Raw genomic sequence first — 19,202 nt, forward strand, 5'->3', positions numbered from 1 at the left:
ACGAAGACGGCGCACCCGGCAGGCCGTCGAGACCGTCGGCGCCGGAGCGCCCAGTCCCCGCCTCGCGACGTCCCACCATCAACAGCGGCCGCGGTGCGAGCAAGGCGCGGCCGGCAGGTCAGGAGCTCCGATCGTGAAACTCACCGTCTTCGACTTCCCGCGCCCCCGCCGTCCGCTCCCGGAATCCGCGACGGCGTCGCTCCCCCTCACCGGAAACCGTGTCGTGCACGCGAACTTCACGGCGTTCAACGGCTCCGAGCCGCCCGTCCCGCGCTACCACGACCTGGCGATCACCGTGGAACGGTCCGGGTGGACGCTGGTCGTCACGGTGGACGGCGACGTCGACCTCAGCACCGCGCCCATGCTCCGGCACGCGCTCGAAGAGACGCTGGGCCGGACGCCGCGGCGGATCGTCGTGGACCTCTCCCGCGTCCGGTTCCTCAACACCGCGGGGCTGGAGGTGCTGCTCGACGCGCACCGCGCCGCCGGGCCGGACACCGAACTGCGGCTGGTGGCCACGACCCGCGCGACCTGGCGGCCGTTACAGCTCACCAGGACGCACGAACGGCTGGTCATCCACGCGTCCCTGGCGGCGGCGATCGCGGCGCCGCGATCGCCGGCCGAAGGTGTGCGCTGAGCGGCGTCACCTTCTCCGCGGTTGCGCGGGGCTCGGCCGCCGGCCGAGGAACTTCGGCTCTTCGGTGGCCTGCGCCGGGACGTCCGCCTCGGGGAGGCCGTCGGCGGGGGTGAGGCCGAGGACGGCGAGCAGCAGCCCGCAATCGGCGGCGTCGCGCGCTTTCGACGCGACCACGAGGGTGGCCTTGCGCCGTTGCGCGCCGTCGAGGTTGAACGGATCCGCGACGAGCGCGTCCGGTGTTCCAGTCATGACGACCCCTTCGATCGACCACGTGGGTGCTGCCGCCAAGGGCCGGGGTGGTGACGGGCGGCCGGCCGGTTCGCCGGCACCCGGATCCGCCAATGTAGTCCTCCCCGCGAGGGTGCGGGGGCGGCAAACGGGTTGGAGCTCAGGTGCGCGCCCGGGAGGCGGGGCCGGGCGGGCGCGCGTCGAGGATGTCGGTGGCCCGCACCAGGCTGACCGGCGTGTCGGTGGCGGAACCGTCCGGGCGGACGGGCACCCAGGTGGTGCTGGTGTGCGCGTCGCGCAGGCTGTGGCCGGTCACGGTGCCGGCGCGCTCGTGCCACACCGGTGTCGCGCACGACGCCGACCTGGCGCGGCCGAGCCGGCCGCGGAAGCGGTAACGGACGTGCCAGCCGGGCGGGTAACCACCGCCGTGGCGGGTGGGCCAGGCCCGGTGCTCGCTCCCCGCCGGGTGCGCCTCGGTCTGCTCGTCGTCCACCGGTGCCCGCTTTCGCCGCGGTGCGCAGCGGCGCACCTTCCTCGGTCGCCGGGGTCCGGGGCGCGGCCTTCCAGCCTAGAGCGGACGGCGGCGGCGGGGTTCGCCCAGGCGAGTGGCTTTTTGGTGCCCGGACCGGCTTTTCGGCGTATTGCTCGGTCCCCGTCCGGCTCGGCGCGCGGGGCTATAGTGAAGGGGACGCCCCGGACCCCGGCATCGCGGCTTCCGCGGCGCGGGCCGGCCGGCCCGCACCCGACCCGGACGGCGAGGCGCATCATGGTGGCACGCGTGGCAGGAATGGTCCTGCTCGTCCCGGTCTGCACCCTGGCCGTGGTCGGTGCGGCGAACACCTCGGCGGACGCCCTGATCGGCTGGAGCCTGCTGGGGCTGGGCGCCGGGGTCCTCGTCGCGATCGGCGCTCCCCGGCTGCGGCGCGGCCGCCAGGTCGGGGTGCGTGGGCCCGACCTGCCGCTGGGCGTGGCCGCGGCGGCCACGTTCGTCACGTTCTGCCTGGTGATCGCCGGGCTGCTGGCCGCGTTCGGGGGCGGCCTCACGACGGCGGCGCTGCTCCTGTTCGCCGGCGCCGGGCTGTGGGCGGGGAACCGCTACCGCCCGCGGGCGCGCGCGACGCCGGTCGCGAACCCGCGCGACGTCCTCGCCGCCGTCACGCTCCCGGCGTCGTCGACGCTGGTCACCGACATGGGCACGGAAGAGCTGTGCGTGGCCTGGCGGCGCAGCTACTACCAGCTGGTCCTGGCCGCCGACGAGCCGGCGCGGCGCCTGGTCGTGCAACGCCGGCAGGAGTTCCTCGACGAGATCGAACGCCGGGACGGCAGCGGGTTCCGCCGCTGGCTCGACAGCGGGGCCCGCGCGGGCGGCGACCCCGGCCCGTACCTGACCACCGGCAGCTGACCGGACCGTCCTCAGTGGACGATCGTGGCCGGCCGGTGCCGAACGCGCGCGTCCCGATGACCAACGGCCCTCGTGCCCGGCGGCCGCCGGGACGATGCTGGGAACAGCCTTCGACGGGAGTGACCATGCGGTTCCGCGATCGCCGGGAAGCCGGCGAGCGACTGGCCCTCCTGCTGCGCCCGCTGCGCGGCCACCCGGCCGTGGTGCTCGGCCTGTCCGCGGGCGGGCTGGTGGTCGGCGGCGAGATCGCCGACGTCCTCGGCGCGCCCCTGGACATCCTGCTGACCCGCAGGATCGAGTTCGCGGGACCCCCGGTGACCACCCTGGGCGCGGTCGGGGAGGGCGGCCTGCTCGTCTCGGACCACGACGCCATCAAACGGTTCGACGTCACCGCCGCCGAGCTGACCCGCCTCGCCGGCGGCGCGCGCTCCGAGCTGGCCCGGCAGGTCGCGGTCTACCGCCACACCGTGGCACCGGCCCCGATCACCGGCCGCACGATCGTCCTCGCCGACGACGGCGCGGCCACCGGCACGACCGCGCACACGGCGATCCGGGTGCTGCGCGCCCGCCAGGCCGGCCGCATCGTGCTGGCGGTCCCGGTCGCCCCGGCCCGCGTCCTCGACCGGCTCGCCCGCGAGGTGGACCAGGTGGTCTGCCTCCGGTCGCCGGCGTGGGTGTACGCGGTGCGCAACAGCTACCGGAAGTTCGGCGCGGTCGCGGAGACCGAGGCGCTGGAGCTGCTGCACCGGGAGCCTCGCCTGCCGACCGAGGTGCCGCGCTGAGGTCCACTGTGGACGTCCTACCGCGCATCACCTGCGGGCGCCGAAGGTCGTCCCGGTCGTGGAGACCAGCCGCCTGCAGTTGCGTCGCGGACCTCGAATACCGCCGTCGTCCACAAACGACAGCGCAGATCACTCCGGAAGCTTCACCGCGATCTCGTCGCCCAGGTCGGCTCCGCCGGTGAGCTCCAGGTGGTCGCCGCTCCAGAAGCGGCCCGGGTCGTACCAGTTCGGGCGGCGGCCCTTGGGCAGCAGGCCCATCGCCTCGTACGTGACCGCGACGATCTCCGCGCAGTAGCCGGACTCGAGGTCGACTTCCCGGGGCTCGCGGCCCTCGCGCTTCCACGACGGCACGCGGCCGCCCAGCCAGCGGGACGCGAGGCGCGCCGTCGACGGGAACGGGGTGCCGTCGAGCCGGGCGATCGTGCGCAGGGCGGCGTCTTCCATCGCCGCGGTGACCGGGTGGTCGAGCTGGCGCAGCCAGACCCGCTGGTGGTACTTCTCCGCCCAGACCTGCACGGCCCGGCTCAGGTCGTGCAGCTGGGCACCCCGCTGGTGCGTGCCCGACCAGACGTCCGGCAGTGAGCGGCCCAGCTCCGCGTGCCACATCAGCGGCGGGAGGTCCTCGATCACCACGGCCATCCCGACGTGGTTGACCGGGCTGTTCGTCACCACGCGGATGGTGCGGTCGGCCGCCGAGCGGCCGCGGAAGAGCCACAGGTCGCCGGTGCGTGTCACGGCTACTGCTTCGTCGAGATCCAGCTCGGTGCCCGGCACGGGCAGTAGCCTAGGCCGATGCGCTGGTGGAAGACAGTGGGCCTGGCCGGGCTCGTCGGAGTGGCCGCGACCGGAGTGCTCGTCGCGCGGCAGGAGCGCCGGCGGCGCGCCTACACCCCGGACGAGATCCGCGAACGATTGCACGCGCGTCTCGATGAGACCCCGGAGGTGCCGGAGAACTGACGGGCCGGGCGTCAGCCGCGGCCGGACCCGGCGTCGGTGAACAGCGGGCCGGGCCGCAACGGGATGCCCAGCGCCGCGAAGACGCCGAGCAGCTTCGCGTTCTCCGGGCCGTCGGTGCCGGGATCGACGACGAGAGCCCGGACGCCTTCGTGCTCCGCCGAGACGACGAGCTGTTCGAGCAGCAGCGTCGCCACGCCGAGCGCCCGCGTGCCGCCGTCGACGACCAGCGCGAGCTCCGCCTCGGCGGCGTCGGTCAGGATGTCGTAGCGGGCGATGCCGGCCAGCCGGGAGTGCAGGAAGCAGCCCATCGCGGTGTGCCCGACGCCGGAGCTGCGCGAAAGCTGCGTCGCGAGTTCGGTCAGCCCGGCCGCCCCGATGCCGAAGAACCCGAGGTGCCGGTCGCGGCCGGCGAGCCGGTTCCGCAGCGCGAGCACGTCGGCGGTGTCGCCGGCTTCCAGCCGGCGCACCCAGGCGATCTCGCCGTCGGGGAGCAGGGCGCGCGCCGGTGGGGTCGCGGTGGTCATGACGTCTCCTCCCGGGCCGGCCCGAGGTACCGCTCGGCTTCCCGGCCCTGATCACAGTGCGGTCGCAATGGCCACGGGTCCACAGTGCCCTGTCCTTTTCGGACAGAACACTGCGGAGTCCGGGGTGCCGGCCGCGGGTGGCTCAGCCCGAGAGCTTCACCTGGTTGTCGACCGACGTCACGCCGGGTGCGAACCAGGCGGTCTGCTCGGCCGAACGGCGTTCGGCGGGGGTGAGGACTTCGCCGGTCAGGGTGACCCGGCCGTCGTCGATGCCGACCTCGACGTGCTGCGCGAACCCCGGCGCGTGCCGGGCCAGCGCCGCGGTGATCTTCAGCTTGATGTCGGCGGGCGGGACCGTCGTCGACGCCTTCAGCGTGATCAGGTTCCGCACCCCGCTGACCCCGGGGAGCGAGGCGACCGCGCTGCGGGCGGCTTCGCGCTGGTACTGCCAGTCCACCGAGCCGCGCAGCGTGACGACCTGGTCGCGCACCTCGACCTGGACCGAGTCCTTCGGCACGACGACCGTGCGGCGGTCGAAGACGATCATCGCCTCCCGGGCGAGATCCGCGTCCTCCGGGACGTTTTCGCCGTGCCGCACCAGGATCTTGTCCGCGGTCGTGGTGACGCCGTGGACGCGGATGGCCGCGCGCAGGGCCTCTTCCTTCTCCGGGTAGGTGCCGACGTGCCCGGACAGCGTCGCGACGCCGTCGGTGACGGCCACGCCGATCTCTTCGGCGTTGACACTCGGGGTCCAGGCGAGCTCGTCGGTGACCGCGGTCTTGAGCTGGTGATCGGGCCGGTGCTGGATCTGGGTCATGCCGCCAGCGTTCCCCCCGCGCGCCGCGCGGCCTAGAGTCGCCGGACCTTTCCTGCGGGGTCGTTCGGCGCGGGCGGGCGTAGCCTGGGGCGGTGGATGACCGCACTGGGCACGACCGGCACGTCATCACCGTCTTCCTGGTCGACGACCACGAACTCGTGCGGCGCGGCGTCGCCGAGCTCGTCGACGACGAACCGGACCTCACCGTCGTCGGGCAGGCCTCTTCGGTGTCCGAAGCCCTGGCCAGGATCCCCGCGCTGCGCCCGGACGTCGCGGTGCTGGACGTCCGGCTGCCCGACGGCAACGGCGTCGGGCTCTGCCGGGACCTGCGCACGGCGCTGCCCGGCCTGCGGTGCCTGATGCTGACTTCCTTCACCGACGCGGATTCGATGGTCGACGCCGTCCTCGCCGGGGCCGAGGGATACGTGATCAAGGACGTCAAGGGGCTGCAGCTGGTCGACGCCATCCGCCGGGTCGGGTCGGGCGAGACGCTGCTGGACGGCCGGGCGGTCACCGCGCTCGTCGCCGAACTGCGGGCCACGACCGGGAAACCGGGCCCGCTGGCCGGGTTGAGCGAGCAGGAGCTCGTGCTGCTGGACCTGCTCGGGGAGAGCCTGACCAACCGGCAGATCGCCGAGCGGATGTTCCTGGCGGAGAAGACCGTCAAGAACTACGTGTCGCGGCTGCTGGCGAAACTGGGGCTGGAACGGCGATCGCAGGCCGCGGTGCTGGTCACCGGGCTCCACGGCGCGCAACGTCGTCCGGGCGGCTAGCGGCGAACGGGTGCTCGTCGCTGATCACGACGTCTTCGAGGAGCGCGTGCGCGGAGACCGGCACGGCGGTGCCGTGGCCGAGGCGCAGCATGATCTGGGGCCAGAGCCCGCCGCCGATCAGCTGCCGCAGTTCGCGCCGGGTCGCCGGTGCCGCCATCGGCTGGGAGGACATCGACGCCGAGATCCCGGCGGCGGTGGCCGTCAGCAGCACCCGCTGCATGGCCTGGCCGGCCTGGAGGCGCGCGAGGGCCGTGTCGTGCAGCGAGCCGATGACCACGACCAGTCGCTCGGGTTCGACGTCGAGGTCCGTCCCGCTGCCGGGCCCGGGTGTCGCCGGCGGGAGCTCCGAGCGGCGCATGATCTCGCGCAGCTGCGGCACCTGCTCGGCGGTGACGGTGGCCAGCCACGCGCGTTCCATCTCGGCGCCGCGGCGCAGCTGCCGCTGCACCGAAGACGGCACGACGGCGGCGGTGAACGGACGGCGGTTGCTCTGCCGGCCGTCGATGGCCGTCACGAGCTCCTCGTCGTGCGGGGAGATCGTCTCGTACCCGTGCGGCCGGACGATGGCGAGCAATTCGGGCCGGCCCGAGGTCGGGAACAGCCGGACGTCGGCGTGGCTGCCCTGCGCCTTGATCGCCAGCCGGAGGTTCAGCAGCGCCGCCCCGCAGTCCAGGAGCCGTTCGCGCTGGTCGCTGTCGGGGCCGGTCAGCGGGTTCGCGTACAGCTCGATGGAGTCCGGGGTGCACTGGAACCGCCAGGGCCGGGAGTTCCGCAGCGGCGGGGGAGCCGTCGCCGAGAGCAGGACGGATCGCACTTGGCTGGCGCTGAGGTGCCCGACGGGCATGACACCGGTCTTCATGGACGGCTCCGAACTGTGGGTACCCGGGATGACGCTTCCCGCACACCGTCCGCCGTGGCCGCGGCCGGGCCAAGTGCCGAACGGCCTCCGGTGGCCGGGCGAAGGTCGTCGGTTGCGGTTCGGCCGGATCCCGTCGAGGGCCCGCGGGCTGTGCGAGGGTGGGGGCATGCCCGAAGAGACCGTGTCGGGCCGGGACCGGATGGCCGCGCTGCCGGCGGCCGTGCTCGCCTTCTCCGCCGGACTGGAGCTCGAAACCACGCTGCGCCGGATCGTCGCGTCCGCCGCCGAGCTGGTCGGCGCGCGGTACGGCGCCCTCGCCCTGCTCGACGAAGACGGCCGCACGACCGGGTTCGCCGTCACCGGCGTCGACGACGCCACCCGCGACCGGATCGGCCCGCCGCCGGACGGCCACGGGCCGCTCGGCGCGCTCGTGGCGGGCCGGGATCCGGTGCGCCTGGCCGACCTCGGCATCCCAGGCATCCCAGGCATCCCAGGGTTCCCACCGGGACACCCGTCGATGCGGACCTTCCTCGGCGTCCCGCTGCTGGTGCGCGGCGCGGTGCTCGGCCGGCTGTACCTGAGCGGCGAGCGGCCGTTCACCGCCGACGACGAACGCGCGATCGTGGCGCTCGCGGCGGCGGCCGGGATCGCCGTCGACAACGCGCTGCTCTACGAACAGACCCGCAGCCGGCAGCGGTGGCTGGAGGCCACCGGGGAGATCTCCGCCGAGCTGCTGGGCGGCACCGACGTCCACGAGGTGCTGCACCTGATCGCGAGCCGGGCGGCCGAGCTCACCGGCGCCGGCGACGCGCTCATCGCGCTGCCCGCCGTGGAGGGCGGGGGCCTGGTCGTCACGGTGTGCGCCGGACCGGACACCGAGGCGCTGACGGGGCGCCGGATCCCGCTCGACGGGTCGACGTCCGGCGCGGTGCTGCGCGACCACGTGCCGCGCAGCGTGCCCAGCCTGGCGTTCGACCTGGCCGACGGCCTGGGCGTGGACCTCGGGCCGGCGCTGGCGGTGCGGCTGCGGTCGGGGGAGTCCACCGCCGGGGTGCTGCTGGCGATCCGCGCGCCCGGGGCGGCGGCGTTCGACGAGCACGAGCTCCAGATCGTCTCCGCCTTCGCCGACCAGGCCGCGCTCGCGCTGCGCGACGCCGAGAGCCAGGCCGCCCGCCGCGAGCTCGACGTCGTCGTGGACCGCGTCCGGATCGCCCGCGACCTGCACGACCAGGTGATCCAGCGGCTCTTCGCGGTCGGCCTCGGGATCGAGGGCACCCGCCGCCGCACGGACTCACCCGCGGTCGCCGTCCGGCTCACCCAGCACATCGACCAGCTCCAGGACGTCATCGAGGAGATCCGCGGCGCGATCTTCGACCTGCACGCCGAACCGGGCGCCGCGCACGGCCTGCGGGCGCGCCTGCAGAACGCGATCACCGACACGACGGCCGACTCCGCGATCCGCACCACGGTGCGGTTGTCGGGCGCGTTCGACCGGGTGCCCGCGGGACTGGCCGAGCACGCGGAGGCCGTCGTCCGCGAAGCCGTCAGCAACGTCCTGCGGCACGCGCGCGCCGCCGAGCTGGCGATCACCGTGTCCCTGGACGGCGAGCTGGTCGTCGAGGTCTCGGACACCGGGATCGGGATGCCGGAAGCCGTGGTGCGCAGCGGGTTGCGCAACCTCGAACAGCGCGCGGTGGAAGCCGGCGGGTCGTTCCGGGTGGAGCGCGCGGCCGAAGGGGGCACCCGCGTCGTGTGGGCGGTGCCGCTACCCGCACGCCCGTGAACCATTCCACGATGCATGAAGTTCACCCGATCCGGGTATGTCCCGGGTGTCCGCGGTTCAGCCGAGTAGCCGTTGTCCCATTCGCCGGTGCGCTCGCACCGGCCTCGCGGCGGCGGCCCGGTTCGCGGAGTCGCCGTCCGCCACGGAGGTGACAGCCATCATGCGCGATCCCCTGGACCGCTTCCACCGCAGCACATCGACGCTCACCGTGACCACCACCTACGACTCGGCGGTCGTGGCCGCCACCGGGGACCTCGACGGCGGTATCGCCGAGCACCTGCTCGGCCGCCTCGCCGACGAGCTCGCCCTGCGGCCGCAAGCCCTGGTGATCGACCTGAGCCGGGTGGGTTTCTGCTCGGCCCGCGTCCTGCGCGTGCTGCTCACGACTTCGGCCGACGCGCACGCCGCCGGCATCCCGTGCGTGCTGGTCAGCGACCAGCGCGCGGTCCTGCGGCCGATCGCCGTGCTGGGGCTGGACCACCTCCTGCAGGTGCAGAGCACACTCGCCGCCGCCCGGGAGTGGCTGGCGGTGCTGGGCACCGTCGGCGTCACCGGGTAGGCGGGTACCGCCGTTCGCGCGACCTGCTCCCGGCTGGGCCGATCGGCCCAAGCCCACGCGGGTGACCTGCGTTTCCCGGGTTCCTCGCGTGGGTACGCGGAGCGCGACGATCTTTCGGAGAACGATCTTTCGACGAGCGAGGAGTGCACTGTGGCCATCGCGACGGTCAACCCGGCGACGGGCGAGCGGGTCCGGGAGTTCGACGCGCTCACCGACGAGCAGCTGGACGGCAAGCTGCAGCTCGCCGCCGAGGCCTTCCGCGCTTACCGGAAGACGTCCTTCGGCGATCGCGCCGCGCTGCTGCGGCGGGCCGCGGACATCCTCGACGCCGAGGCGGACGAGCTGGGCCGCCTCGCGACGCTCGAGATGGGCAAGACCCACGCCGCCGCGGTCGCGGAAGTGCAGAAATCGGCGAAGGGGTGCCGCTGGTACGCCGACCACGGCGAGGAGATGCTCGCCGACGAACCGTGGCCGGTCGAGGGCGCGAAGGTCTTCACCCGGTACGAGCCGCTCGGGCCGGTGCTCGCCGTGATGCCGTGGAACTTCCCGTACTGGCAGGTCTTCCGGTTCGCCGCGCCGGCGCTGCTGGCGGGCAACGTCGGCCTGCTCAAGCACGCGTCGAACGTCCCGCAGTGCGCGTTGGCGATCGAAGACGTCCTGCGCCGCGCCGGTTTCCCCGAAGGCGTGTTCCAGACGCTGCTCGTGCCGTCGTCGGCGATCGAGGCCGTGATCGGCGACGAGCGCGTCCGCGCGGTGACGCTGACCGGCAGCGAGCCGGCGGGCCGCGAGGTCGGGGCCGCCGCGGGCCGGAACGTCAAGGCGAGCGTGCTCGAACTGGGCGGCGCCGACGCCTTCATCGTGATGCCCTCGGCGGACCTGGACAAAGCCGTCGAAGCCGGCGTCGGCTCGCGGACGCTGAACAACGGCCAGTCCTGCGTCAACGCCAAGCGGTTCATCGTCCACGAGGACGTCGCCGAGGAGTTCACCCGGAAGTTCACCGACAAGATGGCGTCGCTGACCGTCGGTGACCCGATGAAGGACGACACCGACCTCGGCCCGCTGTCCTCGGCCGACGCCGTCGAGACGATCCACCGGCAGGTGAGCGACACCGTCCAGGCCGGCGCCCGGCTGCTCACCGGCGGGAAACCCCTGGACGGCCCGGGGTTCTACTACCCGCCGACCGTGCTGGCCGACATCCCGGACGGGTCCCCGGGCCACCACGAGGAGTTCTTCGGCCCGGTGGCGCTGATCTGGCGGGTCCGGGACGCCGACGACGCCATCCGCGTCGCCAACGACTCGCCGTTCGGCCTCGGCGGCAGCGCGTGGACGGCGGACCCGGGGGAGCAGGAGCGGTTCGTGACCGAGGTCGAGACCGGGATGATGTACCTCAACGAATTCACCCAGTCCACCCCCGAAGTCCCGTTCGGCGGCGCCAAGAACTCCGGCTACGGCCGGGAACTCGCGTCCTTCGGGCCGCGCACGTTCGTCAACGCCAAGACGGTCTGGATCGCCTGACCCGGGTCCGCCGCGGCTGGTCGTGAGTGTTCAGGGCGGTTAGAACCGCCCTGAACACTCACGACCTGTGGCACTCGCGCAGCCGCTCGCCGCCGACCAGGCCGGTGAACGACGACGCTCCCTGCACTTCCGCCGCCTTCGCGCCGTACTCGGCCGGCGGCAGCGTCGTGCAGTGCGCGTCGAACCACGCCGACCGGGCCCGCTGCACCCCGGTCGGGCCGGGGTCGCCGGGCGCGGTGTAGCTCAGGACGTACTTGATCGTGCCGTCGGCGACCCAGCGCTGCAGGGTCGCCGGCGTCGGGACGTCGTCCGTGCCGAGGAACCCGCCGACGCCGACCACCGGGTCGCCGGTCGTGATCAGGTAGGGCGCGGTGAACATGGCGCTGCCGTCGATCAGGAGCGTGATCGCGGTACCGCCGCTGTGCTGCCGCGCGTAGGACAGGATCCGTTGCTCCTGCGGGGAAAGCGCGACGGGTGCGGGAGCGCCGCCCAGCGCGGGACCGGCCGTCGGCAGCGGGCCGTTGTCCGTCCCGGCCGTTGCCGTGGCCACCGACCAGACCGCCGGCGTCAGCACCACCGCGGCCAGCCCGAGCACCACGCCCGGCCGGACGAGCCGGGGCACGGAAACCGCGGCGGCGGCGGCGATCGCGCCGATCAGCGCCGCCGCGGCGGTCCACCCGTGGTACCCCGGCGTCCGTCCGATGAGGACGAACGCCCAGCCGCCGGTGAGCAGGAACCCCACCGCGAGCACCGCGCGCGCCGGCCACCGCGCGCGCGTCCGCCACAGCCACGCGACGCCGGCCGCGATGAGCGCGGCCATCGGGGGTGCCAGCACGGCGGTGTAGTACGGGTGCCAGGTGCCGTGCGCGAAGCTGAACAGCAGGCCGGTGACGACCAGCCAGCTGCCCCACAACAGCCAGCCCGCCGTGCGGGCCCGGTCGGCCCGCGGCGCGCGGCAGCCGGCGACGGCCGCCGCGGCCAGCAGGACCAGGGCCAGGGGCAGCAGCCAGGAGATCTGCCCGCCGGCCAGGTCGCCGAAGAGCCGGCCCGCGCCGGGCTCGCCGCCGAACACCTTGACGAGGCCACCGGGCGGGAGCCGGACGCCGGGCGGGAGCACCATGCCCGAGGGCAGCCCGCCGCCGGGCAGTGTCGCGTCGCCGCCCAGGATCCGGCTGAACCCGTTGTAGCCCCACAGGAGCTGCCACGCCGAGCCGTCGGTGCTGCCGCCGATGTAGGGCTTGGTGCCGGGCCACAGGTCGACCAGCGCGATCCACCACCCGGACGTCACGACCAGGACGACCGCCGCGCCGAGCAGGTCCGCGGCTTTGCGACGCGGGCCCGCGCCGGGGCCGGCCAGGTAGGCGACGGCGAAGCCGGGGACCACGATCCACGCCTGCAGCATCTTCGTCGTGAAGCCGAAACCCAGCAGCGCGGCGCAGGCCAGCAGCCAGTGCGTCGCGCTGCGCGGGCGCTCGGCCCGCACGGCCCGGGTGAGGGCGTAAGCCGCGGCGACGAGCAGGAGCACGAGCAGGCTGTCCGGGTTGTTGTCGCGGTCGACCGCGACGGTCACCGGCGTCACCGCGAGCAGCGCCGCGGCGAGCAGGGCCGTGTTCTCCCCGGCCCAGCGCCGCACCGCGCGGTGGAGCAGGAAGACGGCGGCGACGCCTTCGAGCGCCTGGGGGAGCAGCAGCGACCAGCCGTGGAACCCGAACAGCGCGGTGGACAGCACCTGGGGCCACTGGCCGAGCGGGGGCTTGTCGAGCGTCACCACGCCGAGGCCGTCGAACGAGCCGAACAGGAAGTCGCGGATGCCCGCCGACATCGACCGGACCGCGGCGGAGTAGTAGCTGTTCCCGATCCGGCCGTCCCCGATGTGCCACAGGTACAACGCGGCCGCGGCGGCGCACACCACGGCCAGCGCCCAGGGTTGCCAGCGGGGTTTCGCGGCCGCCTCCGGCGGAGCGGGGGCCGGGGCCTCGGTGATGGTCGTCGACACGGGCGCTCCTCGGTCGTGGTGGCTCCCCCGGGGGTGTGACCTTCCGGGGATACCACGGGGTCCGCCGCGCCGGTGCCGTTGTGGCCCGCAGCCAGCACGCCGTGAGATGAACCGGCCGCCGGAGCGCTCCTACCGTGAAGCCATCCGGAGGATGGGAGACGTCCGCGCCGTGTCCGAAACAGCCGAAGTGTCGTCAGCAGGCGATTTTCCCGCTTTCCCGATGCGCCGCACGTGCCCCTTCGACCCACCGCCGGAATACCGCGGGATGCGGGAATCCGGGCGCGCCGGCCGGGTCCGGCTGCCGTGGGGCGGCACGACCTGGGTGCTCACCGCCGCAGACGACATCCGCGCCATGCTCACCGACCCGCGGTTCAGCTCCGACCGGCTGCTGCCCGGGTTCCCGTTCCTCGTCCGGGAACCGCTTTCCGGGCCCCGGAGCTTCACGCCGTCGATCATCAACATGGACCCGCCGCAGCACACCGCGGCGCGGCACGAACTCGTGGGCGAGTACACCATCCGGCGCCTCGAACGGCTGCGCCCGCGGATCCGCGAGATCGTCGAAGAACGCTTCGACGCGCTGCTGGCCGGGCCGCGGCCGGCCGACCTGGTGTCCACTGTGGCCTTGCCGATCCCGTCGCGGGTGATCTGCGGCCAGCTGGGCGTGCCCTACGCCGACCACGAGTTCTTCCAGACCCGCAGCATGGCGTTGCTGCGCCGCCAGACCACGCGGGAGCAGCGGCAGCGGACGGTCGACGAGCTGCAGGCGTACTTCCGCGACCTGATCGCGCTGAAGGCGGCGGAACCCGCCGACGACCTGCTCAGCCGTCAGGTGCAGCGGCGCCGCGCCACCGGGGACGTCAACGCCGCCGAGCTCGCGAGCCTCGCCGTGCTGCTCGTCGTGGCCGGCCACGAGACGACGTCCAACATGATCGCGCTCGGCACGCTCTTCCTCCTGGAGAACCCGCGGATCCACGCCGAGCTGGCGGCGGACCCGTCCCGCGTCCCGGACGCGGTGGAGGAGCTGCTGCGGCACCTGTCGGTGGCGGAGGTGGCGACGGCCCGGATCGCGACCGCCGACGCGGACCTCGCCGGCGTCCGCATCCGCGCCGGCGAAGGCGTGATCGGGCTGTGCCACGCGGGAAACCGCGATCCCGCGCACTTCACGAGCCCGGACGAGTTCGCGCTCGGCCGCCCGAACCGCCACCACCACCTCGCGTTCGGCTTCGGCCCGCACCAGTGCATCGGCCAGAACCTGGCCCGCCTCGAGCTGGAGGTCTACTTCGCCACGCTGCTGCGCCGCGTCCCGGACCTGCGGCTCGCCGGGCCGCTGGACGACGTCCGGTTCAAACACGACTCGGCGGTCTTCGGGCCGTACGAACTGCCGGTGACCTGGTAACGAAGTACCCGGCCGAATTGACGGCCCTGGCGGGTGCGGATCGTGTCTATCCTGATTGGCCGGTTTCGCTCGCGAAAGGGTCCCCGCCATGGAACAGACCGAGAGCCACCCAGCCGATCGTCCGACCACGACAGACGGAGTGAACCGGCGCAGCCTGCTCGCCGGTGTCGGCGGCCTGCTCGCCGCCGGTGGCGTCGTCTCGAGCGGCGTGCTCGCTTCGCCCGCCGCCGCGGATCCCGTCGCCCGGCCGGAGCGCAACGACCGGGTGGAGGGCCTGCTCAAGCAGATGACCCTCGCCGAGAAGCTCGGCCAGCTGCAGCTGCTCGGCAACGAGACCGACGCGCGCACGGCGCTGGCGACCGGGCAGCTCGGCGGCGTCTTCTCGGTGGTCGGCGCGGCGAAGCTCAACGCCCTGCAGCGCGTCGCCGTCGAGCAGACCCGGCTGCGCATCCCGCTGATCTTCGGTCTGGACGTCATCCACGGGTACACCACCAACTTCCCGATCCCGCTGGCCCAGGGCTCGAGCTTCGACCCCGCGGTGGCGGGCGCCGACGCGTCGGTCTCGGCGAAGGAGGCCCGGCGCAGCGGCATCCACTGGACCTACGCCCCGATGATGGACGTCACCCACGAGCCGCGCTGGGGGCGCATCGCCGAGGGCTACGGCGAAGATCCTTACCTGGCCACGAAACTCGCCGTCTCGAAGGTCCGCGGCTACCAGGGTGACGACTACTCGTCACCGGACCGCCTCGCCGCCTGCGCCAAGCACTTCGTCGCCTACGGCGGGGCCGAAGGCGGGCGCGACTACAACACCGTCGACGTCTCGCTGCAGCGGCTGCACAACTTCTACCTCCCGCCGTTCAAAGCGTCGGTCGAGGCCGGCGTGGCGACCGTGATGGCCAGCTTCAACACCATCAGCGGGGTGCCCGCGCACGGCAACGGCTACGTGCTGCACGACGTCCTCAAGGGCGCCTACGGCTTCCGCGGGTTCGTCGTCAGCGACTACACCGGCGTCGAGGAGCTGATCCTGCACGGGCTCGCCGGTGACGGCGCGGACGCCGCCGCGGCCGCGCTCCCGGCCGGTGTCGACATGGAGATGGTCAGCACGAACTACGTGCGGTACGGCCAGCAGCTGCTGGCGCAACGGCGGATCACGCGCGACCAGATCGACGACGCCGTCCGCCGGATCCTGCTGGTCAAGGTCAAGCTGGGCCTGTTCGAACGGCCGTACGCCGACGAGGCCGGCGAGGTCAAGGCGCCGTCGCCGGCCGCGCTCGCCGCGTCGCGCCAGGCGGCCGGGCGGTGCATGGTGCTGCTCAAGAACGACGGGCCGGTGCTGCCGCTGGCGAAGACGGTCGGCTCGGTGGCCGTCGTCGGGCCGCTCGGCACCGCGACCTACGACCTCAACGGCACCTGGTCGGGCCTCGGCACCGGCGCGGCCACGACGCCGCCGGTGACCGTGGTCGACGGGATCAAGGCCGCGGCGCCCGGGGCCACGGTGACCTACGCCGCCGGCTGCACCGTCGAGGGCACCGACACCAGCGGGTTCGCCGCCGCGCAACAGGCGGCCCGCGCGGCCGACGTCACCGTCGTGGTGGTCGGCGAGACCGCCGCGATGAGCGGTGAGGCCGCCGCGCGCAGCACTATCGACCTCCCCGGCGTCCAGCAGCAGCTGGTGGCGGCGATCAAGGCGACCGGGAAGCCGTTCGTGGTGGTGCTGGTCAACGGCCGGCCGCTGACGATCCCGTACCTGCACGACAACGCCCCCGCCATCCTCGAGGCATGGGCGCCGGGCGTGCAGGGCGGGCACGCGGTCGCGGACGTCCTGTTCGGCACGGTGAACCCGGGCGGCAAGCTGCCGGTGAGCTTCCCGCGCGCGGTCGGCCAGATCCCGATCTACTACAACCACGAGAACACCGGCCGCCCGGCCGACCCGGCGAACAAGTACACGTCCAAGTACCTCGACCTGGAGTCCGGCCCGCTCTACGAGTTCGGTTTCGGCCTGTCGTACACGACGTTCCGCGTCGAGGGCCTGCGCCTGTCGGACACCCGGCTGCCGGCCCGCGGCGGGCGGATCCAGGTGAGCGCGAAGGTCACCAACACCGGCACCCGCGCGGGCGACGAGGTCGTCCAGCTGTACGTGCGCGACCCGGTCGCCACGATCGTCCAGCCCGTCCGGCGGCTGCGCGGCTTCCAGCGGGTGACCTTGGCCGCGGGCGCGTCGACCACGGTCTCGTTCACCCTCACCCCCGACGACGTCGGCTTCTACGACAACGCGGCCAGGTTCCGGGTGGAGCCGGGCAAGATCGAGGTCTACGTCGGCACCAGCTCGGCGGCCACCCTGACGTCGAGCTTCACGGTGGTGTGACCGACGATACATACAGGTAACTGTACAGGCTGACTGTACATCTCCCGTCGCCGCGGTTACGGTGACGGGCATGGGTGATCAACTGTCTCCGTCGGCCGTCGAGGCGTCACAGCGGGTCCGCGCCGTCATCCGGCGGCTGCGCCGGGGCATCGCCGGTGCCTCGGACCCCGGGGACGTCACGCTGTCGCAGGCCACGGTGCTGACCCGGCTGGCCGACAGCGACGGTCTCACCACCAGCGACCTCGCCGCGGCCGACGGGGTGCGGCACCAGTCGATGACCTCGACGGTCGCCGCGCTGCTCGACCTCGGCCTCGTCAAGCGGCGGCCGGATCCCCGGGACGGCCGCCGCCTGCTGGTCACCGTCACGGCCAAGGGACGCCGGCACGTCGAGGCGGGCCGGCAGGCTCGTGGCGAGTGGCTCGCCGCGCGGCTGCAGGAGGAGTGCACGGAGGAGGAACGGCAGACCATCCTGGCCGCGATGGCGGTGCTGGATCGGCTCGTCCATGACTGAGCGGACCACGGATGAGCGGGCTGCGGATGAGCGGACTGCGGCTGGCGGGACCGTGCACGACCGGACCGTGCACGACCGGGCCGTGGATGACCGGACACCGGGAGCCGCGAAGGCGGGCTTCGACCGCGGGCTGATCCCGCCGATGCTGCTGGGGTCGATCCTGAACCCGGTCAACTCGACCATCATGGCCGTCGCGCTGGTCCCGATCGGCGCGGCGCTCGGGGCCCCGCCCTCGCAGACCGCGTGGCTGGTTTCGGCCCTGTACCTGGCCACCGCGCTCGGCCAGCCGATCGTGGGCCGGCTGATCGACATCTTCGGCCCGCGCCGGCTCTTCCTGATCAGCACGAGCCTGGTCGGCGTCGCGGGCGTCCTCGGGACCGTGGCCCCGGGCCTCGGTGTGCTGGTCGCGTCGCGGGTGCTGCTGGGGTTCGGCACGTGCGCCGGTTACCCGGCCGCGATGGCGTTGCTGCGCAGCGAGGCGAAGCGCACCGGGCAGGACAACCCCGCCGGCGTGCTGACCGCGCTGGCCGTGGCCAACCAGACCATCGCCGTCATCGGCCCGCTGCTCGGCGGCCTGCTGATCGGGCTCGGCGGGTGGCGCGCCACCTTCGCGCTCAACGTGCCGCTGGCCGCGGTCGCGGTCGTGCTCGGGCTGCTGCGGCTGCCCCGCACGGAGGAGACGTCCACACGGGAACGCTGGACCGCCCGGCTCGACCTGCCCGGCATGGGCCTCTTCGCCGCCATGCTGGTGGCCTTGTTGCTGTTCCTGATGGACCTGCGCCCGGGCAGCTGGTACCTGCTGGTGATCGCCGTCGTGGCCGGGGCCGCCTTCGCCGTGCGGGAGCTGCGGGCCGCGATCCCGTTCATCGACCTGCGGGTGCTGGGCGGCAACGCGCCACTGCTGGCCACCTACGGGCGCGCGCTGGTCGCCTACATCGTCTCCTACGCCTTCCTCTACGGCTTCACCCAGTGGACCGAGGAGGGGTTCGGCCTCTCGCCGTTCCACGCCGGGCTCGCGCAGATCCCGATGTTCCTGGTGGCGATCGTCGTCTCGATCACCACCGGCCGGCACAAGGGCGTGCGCGGGAAGCTCCTGCTCGGCGCGCTCGGGCAGATCGCCGGGTGCGTGCTGATGCTGGTGCTCACCGCCGCGAGTCCACTGTGGATGCTGCTGCTGATCGCCGTCGTCTTCGGCATCCCGCAGGGGGCGGCCGGCCTGGCCCTGCAGAACTCCGTCTACCACCAGGCGGATCCCGAGCGCACCGGGTCGTCGGCCGGGTTGCTGCGCACCTTCGCCTACGTCGGTTCGATGGTCGCGTCCGCCACGACGGCGGCGGCCTTCGGCCCGCACGCCAGCACGGCGGGCATGCACACCCTGGCCTGGGTGATGCTCGCGGCCGCCGTGCTGTTCCTGCTGGTCACGATCGCCGATCGCGGCCTGCGTCGCCTCTGATTCCCGTTGTCCCGCAAGAAAGGCCCGACTGTGTCCCGTACCGCCCTGCTCGCGATGGACCTCCAGAACACCCACCTCGCGCGCGTCCCGGAGGACTACCTGCCGCGCGCCGTGCGGGCGCTGGAAACCGCGCGGCGCACCGGCGTCCCCGTCATCCACGTCGCCCTCCGGCTGCGGCCGGACCACGCCGACGTCCACTCCCGCAACAAGATGTTCGGCTCGGTGCCGGCCGGCCTCTACACCGCCGACGACGAGGGCGCCGCCATCCACCCCGACGTCGCGCCCCTCGACAGCGAGCTCGTCGTCTACAAGAACCGCGTCAGCGCGTTCGCCGGCAACAACCTGCGGCAGCTCCTCGAGGCCCAGGACATCGGTCACCTCGTCCTGGCCGGCATCGCCACCGGCGGCATCGTCCTGTCGACCGCCCTGCAGGCCGCCGACCTCGACTACGGCGTCACGGTCCTGTCCGACGCCTGCGTCGATCCGAGTCCCGAACTGCACGACGCTCTCGTGACCCACATCTTCGCCCGCCGGGGCGGTGTCGCCACCGTCGGGGAGTGGGCGTCGAGCGTGTCCTGACACGCGGCCGCCGCGTCCGGTGATTCCTCCACACCCGGCGCAACGCCGGAGACGCCACGGCCCGCG

Annotated in this window: 20 protein-coding genes; 13 read left to right on the top strand and 7 right to left on the bottom strand. The window is 73.5% G+C overall.

Annotated elements, in window-relative coordinates:
• Positions 1–133 precede the first annotated feature (133 nt).
• The gene (locus OHS18_RS00755) at positions 134–637 is read left to right on the top strand and encodes an STAS domain-containing protein (RefSeq protein ID WP_328615502.1); all 504 of its coding nucleotides are present in this window, start codon (positions 134–136) and stop codon (positions 635–637) included.
• A 6-nt stretch (positions 638–643) separates the two neighbouring features.
• Here OHS18_RS00755 and OHS18_RS00760 read toward each other — a convergent pair whose 3' ends face one another.
• Both OHS18_RS00760 and OHS18_RS00765 read right to left on the bottom strand, forming a co-directional pair.
• The gene (locus OHS18_RS00760; RefSeq protein ID WP_328457164.1) at positions 644–886 is read right to left on the bottom strand and encodes a hypothetical protein; all 243 of its coding nucleotides are present in this window, start codon (positions 884–886) and stop codon (positions 644–646) included.
• A gap of 139 nt (positions 887–1,025) precedes the next feature.
• A complete protein-coding gene (locus OHS18_RS00765) occupies positions 1,026–1,358 on the bottom strand; it encodes a hypothetical protein (RefSeq protein WP_328615503.1) in 333 nt (110 codons plus the stop codon).
• A 294-nt stretch (positions 1,359–1,652) separates the two neighbouring features.
• Here OHS18_RS00765 and OHS18_RS00770 point away from each other — a divergent pair, with 294 nt between their 5' ends.
• Both OHS18_RS00770 and OHS18_RS00775 read left to right on the top strand, forming a co-directional pair.
• Positions 1,653–2,267 (top strand): hypothetical protein, encoded by a 615-nt coding sequence (locus OHS18_RS00770; RefSeq protein WP_328618706.1) that lies wholly within the window; start codon positions 1,653–1,655, stop codon positions 2,265–2,267.
• Positions 2,268–2,392: 125 nt separating this feature from the next.
• Positions 2,393–3,049, top strand: a complete 657-nt coding sequence (locus tag OHS18_RS00775) for a phosphoribosyltransferase (protein WP_328615504.1) — start codon at positions 2,393–2,395, stop codon at positions 3,047–3,049.
• Between the two features lie 129 nt (positions 3,050–3,178).
• Here the strand turns inward: OHS18_RS00775 and OHS18_RS00780 are convergent, their stop codons facing one another.
• On the bottom strand, positions 3,179–3,823 hold the full coding sequence (locus tag OHS18_RS00780) for a hypothetical protein (protein WP_328457157.1): 645 nt from the start codon (positions 3,821–3,823) through the stop codon (positions 3,179–3,181).
• 18 nt (positions 3,824–3,841) lie between these two features.
• Between OHS18_RS00780 and OHS18_RS00785 the strand changes: the two genes are divergently transcribed.
• Positions 3,842–4,006, top strand: coding sequence for a hypothetical protein (locus OHS18_RS00785; protein WP_328457155.1), 165 nt, complete (start codon positions 3,842–3,844; stop codon positions 4,004–4,006).
• An 11-nt stretch (positions 4,007–4,017) separates the two neighbouring features.
• Here OHS18_RS00785 and OHS18_RS00790 read toward each other — a convergent pair whose 3' ends face one another.
• Both OHS18_RS00790 and OHS18_RS00795 read right to left on the bottom strand, forming a co-directional pair.
• Complete coding sequence (locus tag OHS18_RS00790) at positions 4,018–4,530, bottom strand: GNAT family N-acetyltransferase (protein WP_328457153.1); 513 nt, start codon at positions 4,528–4,530, stop codon at positions 4,018–4,020.
• A gap of 142 nt (positions 4,531–4,672) precedes the next feature.
• On the bottom strand, positions 4,673–5,347 hold the full coding sequence (locus OHS18_RS00795; RefSeq protein WP_328615505.1) for a BON domain-containing protein: 675 nt from the start codon (positions 5,345–5,347) through the stop codon (positions 4,673–4,675).
• Positions 5,348–5,439: 92 nt separating this feature from the next.
• Between OHS18_RS00795 and OHS18_RS00800 the strand changes: the two genes are divergently transcribed.
• A complete protein-coding gene (locus tag OHS18_RS00800; RefSeq protein WP_328457148.1) occupies positions 5,440–6,120 on the top strand; it encodes a response regulator transcription factor in 681 nt (226 codons plus the stop codon).
• Here the strand turns inward: OHS18_RS00800 and OHS18_RS00805 are convergent.
• A complete protein-coding gene (locus tag OHS18_RS00805) occupies positions 6,080–6,979 on the bottom strand; it encodes a hypothetical protein (RefSeq protein ID WP_328457146.1) in 900 nt (299 codons plus the stop codon). The two genes, OHS18_RS00800 and OHS18_RS00805, sit on opposite strands and share 41 nt — an antisense overlap.
• Before the next feature lie 166 nt (positions 6,980–7,145).
• Between OHS18_RS00805 and OHS18_RS00810 the strand changes: the two genes are divergently transcribed.
• The 3 genes from OHS18_RS00810 to OHS18_RS00820 all read left to right on the top strand — a co-directional run bounded on the left by OHS18_RS00810 (position 7,146) and on the right by OHS18_RS00820 (position 10,836).
• Positions 7,146–8,762: a GAF domain-containing sensor histidine kinase gene (locus OHS18_RS00810; protein ID WP_328615506.1), complete on the top strand. Its 1,617-nt coding sequence runs from the start codon at positions 7,146–7,148 to the stop codon at positions 8,760–8,762.
• A 160-nt stretch (positions 8,763–8,922) separates the two neighbouring features.
• Complete coding sequence (locus OHS18_RS00815) at positions 8,923–9,321, top strand: STAS domain-containing protein (protein WP_328615507.1); 399 nt, start codon at positions 8,923–8,925, stop codon at positions 9,319–9,321.
• 150 nt (positions 9,322–9,471) lie between these two features.
• Positions 9,472–10,836 (top strand): NAD-dependent succinate-semialdehyde dehydrogenase, encoded by a 1,365-nt coding sequence (locus OHS18_RS00820; protein WP_328615508.1) that lies wholly within the window; start codon positions 9,472–9,474, stop codon positions 10,834–10,836.
• A 58-nt stretch (positions 10,837–10,894) separates the two neighbouring features.
• Here the strand turns inward: OHS18_RS00820 and OHS18_RS00825 are convergent, their stop codons facing one another.
• Complete coding sequence (locus OHS18_RS00825) at positions 10,895–12,832, bottom strand: glycosyltransferase family 39 protein (protein WP_328615509.1); 1,938 nt, start codon at positions 12,830–12,832, stop codon at positions 10,895–10,897.
• Positions 12,833–13,097: 265 nt separating this feature from the next.
• Here OHS18_RS00825 and OHS18_RS00830 point away from each other — a divergent pair, with 265 nt between their 5' ends.
• From OHS18_RS00830 to OHS18_RS00850, 5 genes are all read left to right on the top strand, one after another.
• Entirely contained in the window at positions 13,098–14,228 is a 1,131-nt protein-coding gene (locus tag OHS18_RS00830) for a cytochrome P450 (RefSeq protein WP_328457136.1), read from the top strand.
• A 139-nt stretch (positions 14,229–14,367) separates the two neighbouring features.
• Positions 14,368–16,593 carry a glycoside hydrolase family 3 N-terminal domain-containing protein gene (locus OHS18_RS00835; protein ID WP_328615510.1) on the top strand — a complete coding sequence of 742 codons (2,226 nt, stop codon included), beginning with the start codon at positions 14,368–14,370 and terminating at the stop codon, positions 16,591–16,593.
• 70 nt (positions 16,594–16,663) lie between these two features.
• Positions 16,664–17,104, top strand: coding sequence for a MarR family winged helix-turn-helix transcriptional regulator (locus OHS18_RS00840; protein WP_328615511.1), 441 nt, complete (start codon positions 16,664–16,666; stop codon positions 17,102–17,104).
• A gap of 82 nt (positions 17,105–17,186) precedes the next feature.
• Positions 17,187–18,557, top strand: a complete 1,371-nt coding sequence (locus OHS18_RS00845) for an MFS transporter (RefSeq protein WP_328615512.1) — start codon at positions 17,187–17,189, stop codon at positions 18,555–18,557.
• A gap of 30 nt (positions 18,558–18,587) precedes the next feature.
• Positions 18,588–19,136 carry a cysteine hydrolase family protein gene (locus tag OHS18_RS00850; RefSeq protein ID WP_328615513.1) on the top strand — a complete coding sequence of 183 codons (549 nt, stop codon included), beginning with the start codon at positions 18,588–18,590 and terminating at the stop codon, positions 19,134–19,136.
• Positions 19,137–19,202 lie beyond the last annotated feature (66 nt).

Source organism: Amycolatopsis sp. NBC_00355 (assembly GCF_036104975.1).
In the GTDB taxonomy this organism is placed as follows: Bacteria; Actinomycetota; Actinomycetes; order Mycobacteriales; family Pseudonocardiaceae; genus Amycolatopsis.

Excerpts from the sequence above, each read along its gene's own strand:
- OHS18_RS00760 (WP_328457164.1), bottom strand. The coding sequence starts at position 886 with ATGACTGGAACACCGGACGCGCTCGTCGCGGATCCGTTCAACCTCGAC.
- OHS18_RS00770 (WP_328618706.1), top strand. The coding sequence starts at position 1,653 with ATGGTCCTGCTCGTCCCGGTCTGCACCCTGGCCGTGGTCGGTGCGGCG.
- OHS18_RS00775 (WP_328615504.1), top strand. The coding sequence starts at position 2,393 with ATGCGGTTCCGCGATCGCCGGGAAGCCGGCGAGCGACTGGCCCTCCTG.
- OHS18_RS00785 (WP_328457155.1), top strand. The coding sequence starts at position 3,842 with ATGCGCTGGTGGAAGACAGTGGGCCTGGCCGGGCTCGTCGGAGTGGCC.
- OHS18_RS00790 (WP_328457153.1), bottom strand. The coding sequence starts at position 4,530 with ATGACCACCGCGACCCCACCGGCGCGCGCCCTGCTCCCCGACGGCGAG.
- OHS18_RS00795 (WP_328615505.1), bottom strand. The coding sequence starts at position 5,347 with ATGACCCAGATCCAGCACCGGCCCGATCACCAGCTCAAGACCGCGGTC.
- OHS18_RS00805 (WP_328457146.1), bottom strand. The coding sequence starts at position 6,979 with ATGAAGACCGGTGTCATGCCCGTCGGGCACCTCAGCGCCAGCCAAGTG.
- OHS18_RS00810 (WP_328615506.1), top strand. The coding sequence starts at position 7,146 with ATGCCCGAAGAGACCGTGTCGGGCCGGGACCGGATGGCCGCGCTGCCG.
- OHS18_RS00815 (WP_328615507.1), top strand. The coding sequence starts at position 8,923 with ATGCGCGATCCCCTGGACCGCTTCCACCGCAGCACATCGACGCTCACC.
- OHS18_RS00830 (WP_328457136.1), top strand. The coding sequence starts at position 13,098 with ATGCGGGAATCCGGGCGCGCCGGCCGGGTCCGGCTGCCGTGGGGCGGC.
- OHS18_RS00840 (WP_328615511.1), top strand. The coding sequence starts at position 16,664 with ATGGGTGATCAACTGTCTCCGTCGGCCGTCGAGGCGTCACAGCGGGTC.